Here is a 14,254-nt window from a genome sequence, read left to right as displayed (position 1 = left end):
TCATACTCCCGCGTCTTTTAGGCAAGCCGCTGCATCCGAGCTTTTTAAGCCGATTTTTCGATAATTGTCTGCTGTGAAACCCACATCCTTGCAGTAGGCATCCGGAGTCATGGTGGCCCGGATGGAGCCGTCCGCATTCTTCAGTTCGAGCGGCTTGCCAACATTGCTGCACAAAGGATTGGGCGCAGCTGTCGTCAGATGAGGCGTTTGGCAGGCCTTGCGATAGGGGGTTTGAGTCCCGAGGCCGGCTGCCAGAGAGCAGTAATAGACGGCGCAAAGTTTCTTCGCCGAAGTGTTTCGGTTTTGCTGCTTTTGTTTCAAATTGAGCAGGATGGATTTCACTTGATTGAGAGAAACGGGTCCATCCGTAGGCTTGTTAAAATCGATAGCAGCATTTTCAAGTCGCACCTCATAAGAAAGTCGTGGAGGAAGTCCGACCAGGTCGAGGGAGTGGTCGATCGTCGTGCCGTCGGCTTTCACTTCCACGAGTTGTCCTTTGATCCAGGTCTGATAGCGTTTGACCAGAGCCGCTGTGCGCGTATAGGTGTTCTTATAGTTGCTGACCATATCATCCAGAGACGAGGTTGGGCTGTCAGGATTTTTCACAAACCGATAGAAGGGGTCTCTGAGACTATTCAGGTCTGTTGTGATCGCATCGGATTGCCTTTGGAGAGCGGGGAGCCTTGGGGAAAGACGTTCCACGATCTTGTCCGCTATCGCTTTTTTCTCGAGGAACATGCGGAGGATGGGACCTTCGGTGCCGAAGTATTTGTTTTTTGCGATTCCGAATTCCTGGACGGTATACGTGTCGACCAGGCCGTCGGCGACAGGGGTTAGCACCTGGCAGATGCTATTCCATTGCGCATTCAGCGGTCCGGTCCCTTCATAGCAGCCAGCGACCTTGTCAATGAAATGGCTGCTGTCATGATCAAGATCATCGGCATAACGAAAGCGCGCCTGTTGCCAGTTGATATTGGAAAGGGAAACCAGGCTTTGTTCCCTGGCATCGCAGAAAGTATCCCGAATTTCCGGTGAGGTTTTAACCTGACTGCTCAGAGAACCTGCCTTCTGGCATTGCCAGAGGCCTTCCATGAGCTCCAGCAAGGACTGGGCGGAGGGCTGAACGCCGGTCTGCTGCAGACGGCGTGCAGTCTCGGTCCAGTGATCGAGCTTCGCCAGGTTCTCGGTGGTTCCCGGGAAGGCATCACTCATATTGTGATATTCGCAGGAGAGTTCGCGCAGGACCTTGTCCCGTTCGTCAAGATCGGGATCAGTGGGCGTGCAGGAGCTTCCCGACTTTGTCACAAAGCTGGCGTCGAGCAGCAATTCTCCAGGCTGAACCGCTCCCAGCGCCGGCTTGATACCTAGAAAGAGGAGCAGGAAAAGCCTCGTCGGCATTTTCAGATGATTTCGAAGGATCATGGGGGCATTCCTTTTCATAGCATTAATCGCGGTGCTGCACGGCATACGTGAAGTACAGGGTGAATCCAGCATTTTGGTACGAACAGCCCTCGTTTGGATTGTCGAGAGTGATCTCGTACTGACCGATCAAGGGTAGGCCCAGCAGGGGCGGGATCGAACCCATGCCGCTGAAGTTCGGCGGGGGATCGCCTTTCAGGAAATTATTAATGAAGAAGGTCTTCGTCCAGAACGCGCGGATGTTATCGACTGTGAGGTCGGATGGCGTATAGTACGAGGGAGCGTATTTGCGAGAAGCGCTGATCACCAGCTGAGGCAGCATGGTCGCATCGGTTTCCGAGGCTTCTTTGAAAACCACGCCCTGGCCGCTGTGCTTGATGACAAAGCGCTTGGATTCCGCATCCGGGCAGTTCGAGACCTTCACCACCATGTTCATGTCGATAAGCAACAGGTTCTGCGACAGACCATGAGCATCCCCGTCGAAGTCCGTCGACCACATCGAATAGTAGCCCAGACCATCCATTTGCCCGCGAGAGAAAGGCGAAATTTCGAAGCTGGCCCGCTGCTGGCTCGCCAATTGCCGGGCGAAGGCGCTGTCGAAGGGCACGGTGATGCGGGCGGTCTTGGTAATGATCTGCTGTTTGTTGTCCCAGAGGGGCAATTCCAGAAGGCTTTTGATCTTCACGGCATCGGTATGGTTCTTGACCGTGATCACGGGATCAGTGTGACTCAGGGAAAGTGGGTTTTCACCTTTGAGGGCGGCGAGGTTATTCACCTGGTTGCGCAGAAGTATCAGGAGACGGTTGGCCTCTTTCAGGCGATCGCGCTTTTCTTGCACGAAAGCCGGTACGCCCTTCTCGAATTCAGCCATATTCTCTTCGCTGGCGAGGAAGACCTTTTCGCGGGCTCCGCTGCTGAGGACTTTTTCCTGGGCATTCAAGGAATCGATGATTTTGCCGCGCTCAGAAGCCACGTCACCGGCAATCTTCGATTTGAAGGCCAGAAGTTCATTGCGCAGATCCAGGTCCAAGACTTCCAGCTTATAAGCCCGGTCGGCGAATTGAACCATGTTTTGGGTAAAGCTTTGATTGTTTTGAATGACTTTCTTAACCTGATCAATCTCAGTGTTGGACAGGGCGACGACCTTATCCTTGCGCATGTTCTCGAGTTCGGTGACAGCCGTCGACAGCTCCATGCCCTTTTTTTCCATGTCGTTGACATCAGATTGCAGGTTGGTCAGCAGAGTTTTGCGGGAGTTGGCATGAGTCTTGACCTTTCTGAGTGTCTCGGTTTCCGTTTCGATGGAGGCGATATCCAATTGCAGGTTCTTGTTCTCGAGTTCCAGGATCCCGATCGTATTGTCCTCCCTCTGGCGCTTCAACAGTTCTGAGGCGATCGACAGATCCAGATTTTCGTTGCGATAACCGAGAGCAGCCACTTCCGCCACCAGACGGCTATGCTCAGCTGTGACGCTCGCGACGTTTTCTTTGGTGGATTCAACCTGCTTTCTGCAATCGAGGACGGTCATCCCTTTTTGCAGCATTCTTTCCAGCACCTGATTGCGCGTGTTCAGGCTCTGCCCGGTGATTTCGGCGATAGCCTGGAGGCTGTGATACTTGCGAACCTCGGTGGAGAATCGAACGGTTTCGAGGCTGTTTTCATATTCTTTCAGTTGGTTGTTCAGGTTCAGGATCTCTTTTTGGTTTTCAGCCTGGAACTGGGCCCAGTTGACGAAGCGATCCAGTTTTCCACGCAAGGCATCGACGGCGATCAAAGCCCCTTCCTTGGGGGCAGGGAATCGCGTGCTGGTTCCCGAACCGAGTCCGCAGATGCAAACGGTGGTTTCCGGTATCATCGTCAAGCCGACAGCGGCAGCTTCCAATCCACTCAGGGCCAATTCCAAGCCACCCCGGGTGCCATTGGAGATATTGATGATTTTTTGGATTTCCTTGATCGTCGCAATCATCCGGTTTCGGGCTTCGGTGGCGGCATGGATTTCCGCATTCGCCAGATTCAATTCTTTCGTCAGGATGGCATTGGCGAAATCCTTCGATGTTTGTCCATTGAGTTTGCCAGGACAGCCTACAATCATGCTCGCAACTTCCGGATCCTTCTGAAATTCCGCGGGAATGGTATCGATACCGATTTGGCAAAGCGCATTGGCGACGGTTTTTATTTCCTGCGTGCTCATCTGTTCGCGCAGGCCCTTGGCCCCGCACATCTGCTCGTTGTACTGGGTTTCGCTGATGGTAAATTGCGGAATCTGGCAATCGTATTTCTTGAATCGATAGGCGGGTGGCGTCATGCCCAGAAAGCTCAGACGGACATGCGTGGAACAGATTTGCGATTCGAGCCCGATCAGCTGCTGCTCAGCGATCTCGACCTTCTCACGGCGCAGGGCCGTTTCCTGATTAAGGGAATCCTCCTTGGTTTTATGCGAGGAGTTGATGCTCAGATCATTGATGCCTTTGCGATTTTCGGCTTGGTTTTTCCTGTTATCGTTGACTTTGATCTGACTGTCGAGATTGGCGATTTCGGATTCCAGCTGGCTGACCTGGATTTTGAGGTTGGTGACCGCTATCTGCCAGTCCATGAACCAGCGCAAGTCGTTGAGTTTTCTTTCAGTTTTAGTTTGATCAATCTGAAGCATCTCGATTTCATTCTGCTTTTCGATCACAACCGCGCGATTGTCCAGTTCTTCCATCTTCAGCTTGAGCTGAAACTGGAATTCGAATTTGTTTTGTTCGTAGGCGAGGCTATCCTTGCTGGCTTCCACCGAATTGAGTTTGCTCGATATCTCGTCAGACATCTTCGAGGCCAAGCCTTCCAGCTGCGCAATCCGGTAGGCACTTTGGGCTACCGAGACGTCCCGCTTGCGAAGGTCTTCATTGATCTTCTCGACATCGTTGCCCGCTTTGGCATCAACCCAGCGGCTGCGGAGGCTTTCTATATTCTGCTCGGCCATCAGGAGGCGGCCCATGACGTCATCGAGCTTGAGGCGCAATTCGGCAAAGGGTACCTGGGTAAACTCTTCGGGGTCGATATCAAGGAAGAGGTAGCCTTTCTTGATGGAGTTGAGGCGTTGACCCAATTCGTTTTGCAGACTCAGCGAATCCACGGCCAGAGAGCTGAAGAAAGCATCACTCTGAGGAATCTCCAGGGCTGCGGATTGGAGTTCCCAGTTGGCCTTGTTGTAGAAGGCTTGGGCGTCTTTCAGATAATCTTTTTCCAGCTCCCTCCCCGTGGCCTCGGCTGTCAGGTACTGCAACCTTTGCAGCCTGGGCTCCGAAGTCTGTTGATAAAGGATATCGCCGGCCGTCATGTAGAGGCGCGTTAGAAGAAGATTGAGGAAACCACCTTTCAGAAGGTAGTCCCGGAAATCCCCGGGAGCCTCGTCCTTACTGGCTGCCCGATTATTCTTAATGAAATCGATGCCCTGGGTGGCGAATTCGAGCAGACGTTCCGGTGCCTGCAGATCCGGGCGTGTCGTGTTCAGGTAGTAAGGGACATCGGCAGCCTGGAAGTAATAGTACTCGGCGATTTGCTTCTGGCACTCATAGGAACATATCTTGACCCGCATAGGCTTCGGACACTGTTCCAGGAGCGGTTTCAGGAAGAGTTCGTAGTTCTCGTGGAAAGATTTCAGCATGGTCTCGGCATCGCCACGTGATTTGGCGATCTTAAGATCCTGAATAAATTTCGTGACCCTTGGGGTGACCGTGGTCACGAGGCTCTGTTCATTGCAGGTCTGGGCTTTGGCGCTGCTCGCGGGAAGTATCCAGAGCGCCGCGGCGCTGAGGAGGGCCATCCCAAGCCGCAGTTGATTTCGGGGTTTCATGGATCAGCTCCCTACGCTAATGACGATTTTGTTCAGGGACGTAAGATGGCCGGTAAAGGCTTTAAAGTACTGGTTGGAATCATCATCGGCGTCCAAGGTGGTGATCCTGGCGTCGATGCTCTCCATACACAGCTTCAATTTGTTCAAAAGCGGGGTGACGTGATTCTTCTGCTCATCAAGGTCCCAGGTCGTATCCGGGAAGATCCGGTTGTATAGTCCCAGGAGCGGGGTGCAGGCCGATAGTTCACTGGTCATGGATACGTCAGCGGGCAGGAGGCTGAGATTTTGAAAGAAAGTTTTCAAATCATCGAGGAGAACCTTCTGGGCGTCGTTGACCTTCTGTACGGCTTCTGGATTCACGCCAGGCGTGGGTGCAGCCTTGAGTTTGTCAAAATCGAGGGTGTTCGCGCTAGTGAATAGACTTTCGAGTTTAAAACCATCATCAGCTACGATTTCAATAGCGGCCTGGCTGCCTTTGACAAGGCTATGAAACTCGAATATTTCTTTGGTTTTGGGATCGATGGCTTTCAAATCTTTTTCGAGCTCGCCAAAGGTTTCGGCCTGCACTTTGGCGATGGGTTGAATGAGATCCTTGTCCGTTTCTGCCAAGGCGGACAGTATACTGTCGTTGAGCTTCTTTTCAATCCGGCTGCGCTGGCTGGCGACGGTGGAAAGCGGTTTGACATTGCAGACCGAAGCCTTGGTGAATTCGTTGAAATAGCGATTGTAGATCGAACCCAGAATATCTCCTGCATTGAGCGATCCCACGGATTTAAGATACAGGGCGTCCTGGGCGGCAAAGGAATAGTAGCGATTGGCCTCGTTCAGGCGCCGGCATTTTTGAGCCAGGGATGACGCCTCCCTGTAACGCAGGACGTTGAGGAGGTAGAGTTCACTTTCAGCCTGATGCTTGTAGTTTTGCAGCGTGTTTTTCTCAACTGCAATCCTGCCTATTTCGGCAAGGGCGTTTTCACCGGGCCTGGTGACCTTGAAAAACTGCGATTGCAGGGCTTTTTGCAGGAACATGTGGAGCGCGATCTCGCGACTCACGAAGAGGCCGGCATAGGCCGATGGCAGAGGCTCCACAGGGAAAGATTGCTGCTTGCCTGTTGCAGTCTCTTCCGCGAATATCGTTTCGTTGAAGGGATCGTCTTCGGCGCCAGCACCGCCAGAAGCCGAAGGAGGAACGAGAATTTCGTTGTAAGCCCGCCAGGCTTCCTGTTCCTGGTTGGCCAAGGTATTGGTCCAAAAGATCTGCAGATCCTTGAAGGTATAGCGCAGTTCCTCGGTCTCGGCCTGCGCTGCAGTGGCCAGAACCCAGGAGAACGCGAGGAGTTTGGCGCGACGGAAGGAGAGCATTAGAATGTCCTTTCTGGTGGCATTGCGCTGAAGGTGCTTGCCTTTTTGGGGCAGAACCAGGGGGCTTGGGTTTGATCACTGAAACCGCATTTCAGTCGGCCTTGCGGCGAATCCTGCCAATCCCTTTTTATTTCATTGAATGTGAGTTCAAAATTCCCAGTGCCTGGGCTTTGCTTCATGCGACTGATCACTGCCCCCATTTTTTCATGGGCTTTGAGATCGGTATTGAAGTTCAGGACGTGACTGGAGGCGATCATCTGCTCTTTAGCGGCACCAACCGCGTCCTGCCGTCTTTCTTCGTAGATTTCGGGGGTCACGGTATTCATCACGCTTTTCATACTGTTTTCAAGCTTGAGGAGCTTCTCCGCCCACCTTTCGTTGTTGCTCAGCGCCCTGAGATAGGCTGGAGCCGCGATAGTTGGACTAAACACATACAGGGTTGTGCCATCCGCGGATTTCACCTTTTGCACGGAACCGAAGAATTCCTGCAGAGTTGTGGCGACTTCCTCGATGCGGTTCCTGGAGAAAGTCATGCTGACTTCCCTGATTCCAAGATCAGCTTCTGCTTTGGCGCCGGCGGCGATGAAGCTGCTCAGAGTTATATAGAGAGCCGAGCGCAGATCCTTGATAGCGCTGGTAAGGGCGCCGTTATCGGAGCCTGGCAGAAAGAGCGATTTCAGACGTTCTTCCGTATAGGAGCGAGCGAAGAGTCGGAGCTCTTTTTCGGTCCATGTTTGTTCGAGGCAGGTGGAGAGTTTCTTGAGTTCGTTGTAGATTTTCGTCGCCTGGTAGAGGCGATCGACCTCAAAGGTCTGCGAAAGTTTGCCATTTTGGTTTTCATCGATGTAGCTGAAAAGTTCACGCTTGGCTGCATTGGCAAAGCGGCATTTCAGAGCGGGGGAGCGGTTCCGGGTATAGAGGCCGTAATAGGAAACGCCTTTGAAATACAAAGGCGAACCGGTGACGGCGTCGTCTTCCGTCGCGAAGTGCTGGATGATCAAATTGTACTGACCGCAGGCATAATACTTTTGTAAGCAACGATCCTGTTTCAGATCACTGCAGGATTTCAGATCCGTATCGCTGCAATAATTTTCGAAAGCCAGCAGTCTGGGGCAGCCCAGCAGAAAAAGTACAGAGATTCCAAGCCAAAACTTTATGGTTGCGTGCACACGAGTCCCTCCTTCGCTGTGTTGAGGTATGTGTAGAGGAAGTGAGCGCGGAAGCAAAGCACCTGAGGGAGACATGTGGGGACATGTCCCTCCATGTCCCCCGTGCGACCTGTCCCTTTCTCGCCGGGCTTGCTAGATGTGACCCTGAAACAATGTTTGATTTGAGCCCAGCCCGCACATGGAGAGGTATAGCTTTTTATGAATTCATCCTTTCGGCAATTCTTTAATAGTCTGGCAGTCTTAGGGCTGCTGGGTGGGAGCCTGGGGCAAGCCCAGGACAAATCAGGGTCCAGGGCGGGCCTTATCAAATCGCCTGGGATCTCCACGAGTTTTTCCGGTGAGACGTCTCAAGTAGGGACCTCGGGTAACAAGGGGGTGAACCAGTTTTCGGTGCCCTTGCCCAGTTTGCCGGGTCGCGCTGGTCACGCGCCGTCCTTGAGCATCAGCTACGATCAGCAAGGCCGGAATCAGGGTCAGGGGTTCGGCATCGGCTGGTCGATCCAGGTCCCGAGCATTGTGGTTTCCACAGAGGTGGGCCTGCCCTTCAACGGTCTTCTGGATAATGACAATCCTAAAAATCCCCTGCTGTTTGAAGGCGAGAAGCTGGTGTTTATCAGCAGCGGCTCGAATAAAATCAATTTCAAGGTCCGCGCCCACGAGCAGGACCTGATCGTGACCTATCATAAGAAGTCCTATGAGATCCCCTTCGCCTACCCGATCGCCGGCGTCGGCTTGCCGAATGATGGCGAAGCCGGGATGGCAAGCGGGTTCGAAGTTCTTTATCCGAACGGCACGCGGCAGCTCTATTCCAGTGATCTGAAGATTGCCGAAGGTTTTGAAATCAATCAGATCACCACGGTCACCAAATTTCCCCTGGTCTTCGAAGTGTCGAAGACCGGCGAAGCCATCCACTACGCTTATAAAAACGTCGATGGACGCTCCTATCTCAGCGATGTGTATTTCGCTGGAGGCAAAAGCCACTATAGTTTTGAGTTGATGGCGACCAACAATACCCTCCAGCACTACAACCTCGCTTTCCCGCAAAAGAACTCGCGGATCTACACCAAGATGGTGGCCGCATTCGACGGCCGACCGCGCGAGCAATGGTGCTTTGTCTATTTGAGCGATCGCAATGCCAGTACAGGAAAGCGCGCGATCAGAACGCACGAAGATTGCATCGACACGGCGAAGGAAGAACTGAAAGCTGCCGCCGCAAGCGAGAGTTTGTCGGTCCAGGATGAGCTGCAGTTGATCTACCGCTACGGCAAGCAGGAAAAATACAACCCTGCGGCGCCGCATCATTCGCGCTTGAAATTCAGCTATTCGGCCTGGGACCCGGCTCATCGACCCAAGCGTCGCACCGTGTCTTCCTTGGCCAGTCTGATCTCCAAGGTCGACTTCACCGCCGATGGTTACGAGCTCGCTGATATCAATCACGATGGAATGGTGGATGCGATCCACGTCAAGAGCAATGGCCAATCGGAATATTTTCTGGGCAAAGGTGGCCGCGAGAGTTTCGGTGAAGCCCAGGACTGGCTGATCAAACTCCCCGATGGTCGAACCGTCGAGCCCAATCTGAGTTCAAAAGCATTTCACTTTGCTGACCTGAACGGTGACACCTATGTTGACCTCTTGCAGTGGGAAAACAAGCGCGGCGTGGTCTTCCTCGGCCAGGCAGCGGGGGGTTTCACCTACTCCGGTTCCTTCAAGACGACTGCCGATGATAGCCTGTATGCCGACGTCTTTGATGGCGGCAATGCCCAGTTCGTCGATTTGAACGGCGATGGCAAGAGCGATGTCCTGACCACGACCAAGGTTTCCGGCCGGACCGTCTGGAAGGTCTATGTGAACCGCAGCAGGATCGTGAACAATCGCTGGGAACTGTCCTTCGTTGCCGCTACCCTGCGTTTTCCATTCCCCGAGCAGAATGTAGGTCTTTCCGATAGCAACTTCCGCATAGCTGATTTCAACAGTGATGGTTTATCGGACATTACTTATCTCAAACCCTCGATTCTGGACAATCAACCTGGTCTCTGTGTTTATCTGAATATGGGTCGGCTCAATCAGGTGAAATCCTCGGATGTGCTCTTCGGTACCGATGAGGTGGACAGCACCTGTGGCGCCGGTGGAGCCTGGATCAAACTTTCCGGTCTGGACGTCGGTGACTACAAAGACAAGTTCTGGCTGGTGGATGCCAACGGTGATGGTCTGGTCGATGTTGCCACGATTGGCAAATCAAGTTTCGAACTCATGGTCTGGTTTGGTCAGGGCGGCCTCGTGATTACCCCAGTCGCCGCGAAGATTAAACTCACCCAGGAAATTCAGATCGGCAGCGGCGCCAAAGTTCGCAGCCGTACGGCGGATATCGATGGTGACGGGCAGGACGAAATCCTGATCTTCAACAACGGTGCCTCCGGTGATCAGCGCGTCCAGGCCATCGATTTCAACCGGGAAGTGACGTCGGGAGTCGATGACACCGAGGAACAACCCTTCCACCTGATTCGCTCCAACCTTCTTACGGCTGTCGAGCATGACAACGGTCTGCGCTTTGATATGCGCTATACAACTGCCAGCGCCGAGCGGCTTCGGGACAGTCGCCTACAGCAGCCGGTCAGTCCTTTGCATTTTCCCGTCTACGTGCTCAAGCAGCTGATTCGTTCGATTCAGGTTCCAGGCAAGGACAGCAAGCAAACGGAAGTTCAGGAGTTTTTCTATCATCAGCCGCAGTTTTCGGCCGAGGATCGCGAATTTTTGGGTTTCAAGCAGGTCGGTGTCCTGCTCTATGGCGAGACCTTCGGCGGCTCGTCTTCGTATACGCTCACCAGCTACCATACGTCCGCAGCTGAAGAAGCCGGGCGGCGTTTGGCGGGTAAGCCCTCGCTGGAAGTGTTGAAGAGGACTTCGAACAATGTTTTCTTTGAAAAGCAAGGCGAAGATACCCGCGGCTTCAAAGGCGACGATCCTCGTATTCATTCTCTTATCAACTATGCTGCCGACCAATCCCTGCCGGACGGTCCCATCGTCCGGTCTTCGCAGTGGATCTGGAAGAGCATTCCGCGTGAAGGCCAGCTTTTCTTTCTTAGGCTCGTCAGGGAAGCGACTTCGCATTTTGACGAAGAGCTCAGCGTACCCGGCGGTGTTCGCCAGGAAAACTCGACTGAGTATGGTGAATTTGACACCTACAATTTTCCAGCTGTTTCGGTTTCGATTGAAGGCGGCATCGCCGATGCCAAAGGCGGTGATTTGCCCGAATACAAAACGGAAACGCGCGTCACCTATAACACGTCACGCGATGATTTAGTTGAGAAAGGTATCCTGGATCTTCCCGATAGCCGCAAGGTGATCAGGAATAAAGCGATACTCACCGACGAGAATTACCTTTACAATGCCGCCGGCCTCTTGAAGGAGAAGACCGAATGGGTCTACAGCCGCCATACTGGAGATTTTGGGGCGCTCGAAGCTGAGCGGATTCAGAAGCGTAAACGGCTCTCCAGCATCGAATACGACAAATATGGGAGTGTGACCCAGGTTGCCGATGGTTTAGGCGTCGTTCAGAATACCCATTATGATGCGAGTGGCAATTATATCGAGCGACAGGTCGTGCCGAAGGCCAGTGATGCCGGCAGTGATCTGGAAACTGCTTATACCTACAAAGACGGTTTACTGCATACGGAGACGAATCCTCGCGGCCTCGTGAAAGTTCATACCTATGATGATCTCGGTCGGATCAAGTCCATCGAGAGCGACGGGTCCCTGGATACCTATAGTTACCGCGAAGCGCTGGGCAAGAATCCTTTGATGGTCCTGCATGAAGTGAGGAAAGTGAAGGACTCCAATAGCGGTGGCCTGTCCGAGCTCGCGATCTATCGCGCCGACGGCCAGATCCTGGCACAACTTCAGGATGTCCAGATCGATAAGCGCGCGGCGATTCGGGTGAAGTTGCTACAGGATTACGATAGGAAGGGAAGACCGATCGCCATCTGGACTCCGTTCACTTTGCCCGAAGTCGAAGGTCGCACGGTTGCTCAGTACATGAATACCGAACTCCGGGTTCTGGAATCGTCGCATGAGAACCGTGAAACGCGGTCATACGATTATTTGGGCCGTGTGAAAAGCGTCGTCACACCCCAAGGTAAAACCCTGACTACAACTTATCACCCCTGGGGTACGGAAACTGAGATCCTGTTCCAGCAGCGTGGCAAAGAAATTCGCAGCGTCGAGTATGCCGTGGAAAACTCGATGGGCGTGTTTGCTCAGATCACCAGCTATGCGGAAGGTTCCGATCGGGAGGTTTTCTTCCGTCGTGATGATCTGGGGCAACTCAGTGGGATCAAGCGCAGTGGTGACGCCCAGGAGCGCCTGGCGACATACAATTCCATTGGTCAGCTCGAAAGCCAGGATGTGCCTGGTATTGGTAAGCTTTATTCTCTTTATGATGAACGAGGTCAGCAAACGGCCCTTCTAAGACTTGCGTCGGATGGTTCGAAACAGCATCTCGTACGCTGGACCTATGATTATCAAGGTCGAATGACCCAACAGACGGTTGATGGCGAAGTTCGAATTGCCAATACCTATGATAAAGATCCGGCAGGTGATAACTGGTCCGTTCATTTCAAGAATCAGGCGGGCGGACTGCTCGGTCTTTTGGTCGAAACAACGACCTTCGATACCGGCAACAAGCTCTTTGATCGAGCCGAACGATTCCGCTACGACGTCCAAGGCAAGGTGGTCTCACGGGAAATCAAGTTGGGCGACAAAACTTATATCGAAGACACGGCCTATTATGTCGATGGCACTCCATTCCAGCATAGAAATCCGTCCGGTATCGTAACGGAATTTGAGTATGATCCTGCCGCTCAGCTGGAGGCGCTTACGGTTCAGGCAAAGGGTCAGGCCCAGGCTCAAACCATTGTCGGCAATATTCGCTTCAACGAAAAAGCTCAGCTGGAAGGATTTGATTACCTTGGACTGACGCAAGGTAAATTGCAGAACCGCTATGCCTATGATCCGAAAACGCTGCTGCCGGATCACTATGAAACGTCGCTGATCAGTGCCACCGATACAAAATCCTTGCAGAATATCGAACTGGTTCACGATGGCAACAACCAGATCCTGGAAATCACGGATCTGCGGGCGGACAAGGGCGCTCACAATCGCAAGGCCAGTTACTCCTACAACGGTCGAAATGAGCTTATTTCGGCGGAAACCGCAGCTGGCAAGCGAGCCTATGACTACGAAATCAGCGGCTCATTCGAAGAGGTGCGCGACCTGCACATGTGGGATCTCGATCGCTCCAGCGTCGAACATGTTGAGCTACCGGTTTATGAATACGATGGTTTCAAGCAGCTGAAGAAAGGTCCGGGCCTATCGCGTCTTGAGTTCGATGGCCTGGGTCAGCTGATTCTGGTTGAGACTTCGGACTATAGGCTCTATTTCGGTTACGACCATATGGGGACTCGATCCTACAAGTCCGTGGTTACCAAAAGTGATGGCTCGAGCAAGGACTACCTGTTCCCAACGAAGTCGCTGACAGAAACACCGATTGGGCGCGAGTCGCATACTTTCCTCGGTGCCACACGCATTTCCAGCCTGGATGAAACATCGGGACAAAGGCTTTATTACCTGACCGACCATCAGGGCTCCACACAAGCAGTGGTGAATCAGACGGGTGAATTGGTTGAGGAAACGGCCTACAGCCCATATGGAAGCGAAGTGAAACCTGCTCGTGATGGTGTAGCCACGCGTCAGTTGAAGGTTCCGTATCGCTATACCGGGCACTATACCGATGCTGAAGATGAGCTCATCTACATGGGCTTCCGCTACTACGACCCACGGCTCGGGCGGTTCATCAGCCCGGATCCCAAGTATCTCGCAGACCCCGAACTCTGTGTCGCGCGAGCTTTGGAATGCAATCTGTCGATTTATGCCTTGAACAATCCGGTGAATTTTATCGATCCGAATGGTTTGTCGGCGAAAAGCACAGCTGATATGACGAACGCGTTGAGTGGCAAGACCAGCACTTCAACTTCAACTTCATCCTCATGGGCCACAAAAGCAAGCGGCAAAGCCGGCCCGATTCAAAGTGTTTCAGCTAAAGCTGCAGAGCATAAGCAGCAAAGAGAGCCCAGAACAGTTTACCGCTGGGGGAAAAATGAGAACAAGGCCTTGACGCTGAGACCTGTCGATTACAAAGGTAAAGACAATCCGGCACTTTCCTTTACGACAACGCCGCCGGCGTATGGCACTCAGTATCATGAAACGACGGACGTCGATCTTGAGGCAGCGGGCTTTTCGGCCACCTTTGATGGCGATCATCATGTGAGCGTGAGACCCCAAGGGGCAACCATGTCTGAAATGAAAAAATGGTCCCAATCTTATTTCAGCAATAGCATTGAAGCTCGTCCTCATCAGTTCACCGCGAGGATTAGATTGGTGACTCAACACTATACAAACGGGGGAGGTGAGTGAG

Annotated in this window: 5 protein-coding genes; 1 reads left to right on the top strand and 4 read right to left on the bottom strand. The window is 52.9% G+C overall.

Annotated elements, in window-relative coordinates; all coding sequences use genetic code 11:
- Genes VE954_RS09255 through VE954_RS09240 form a run of 4 tightly spaced genes read right to left on the bottom strand, consistent with a single transcriptional unit; the run spans position 1 to position 7,785 of the window.
- The gene (locus VE954_RS09255; RefSeq protein ID WP_324951942.1) at positions 1-1,422 is read right to left on the bottom strand and encodes a hypothetical protein; all 1,422 of its coding nucleotides are present in this window, start codon (positions 1,420-1,422) and stop codon (positions 1-3) included.
- Between the two features lie 22 nt (positions 1,423-1,444).
- A complete protein-coding gene (locus VE954_RS09250; protein ID WP_324951940.1) occupies positions 1,445-5,257 on the bottom strand; it encodes a hypothetical protein in 3,813 nt (1,270 codons plus the stop codon).
- Positions 5,258-5,260: 3 nt separating this feature from the next.
- Complete coding sequence (locus VE954_RS09245) at positions 5,261-6,616, bottom strand: hypothetical protein (RefSeq protein ID WP_324951938.1); 1,356 nt, start codon at positions 6,614-6,616, stop codon at positions 5,261-5,263.
- Entirely contained in the window at positions 6,616-7,785 is a 1,170-nt protein-coding gene (locus VE954_RS09240; RefSeq protein WP_324951936.1) for a hypothetical protein, read from the bottom strand. Before VE954_RS09240 ends, VE954_RS09245 begins: the two co-directional genes overlap by 1 nt.
- A 198-nt stretch (positions 7,786-7,983) precedes the next feature.
- On the opposite strand from VE954_RS09240, the gene VE954_RS09235 reads away from it, so the two are divergent.
- Positions 7,984-14,253 (top strand): RHS repeat-associated core domain-containing protein, encoded by a 6,270-nt coding sequence (locus VE954_RS09235; protein ID WP_324951934.1) that lies wholly within the window; start codon positions 7,984-7,986, stop codon positions 14,251-14,253.
- Position 14,254: the final 1 nt, after the last annotated feature.

This window comes from Oligoflexus sp., assembly GCF_035638955.1.
Taxonomy (GTDB): Bacteria; Bdellovibrionota_B; Oligoflexia; order Oligoflexales; family Oligoflexaceae; genus Oligoflexus.
Note: the sequence above shows the minus strand (reverse complement) of the source record. Positions and strands in the feature narration are given on the sequence as shown.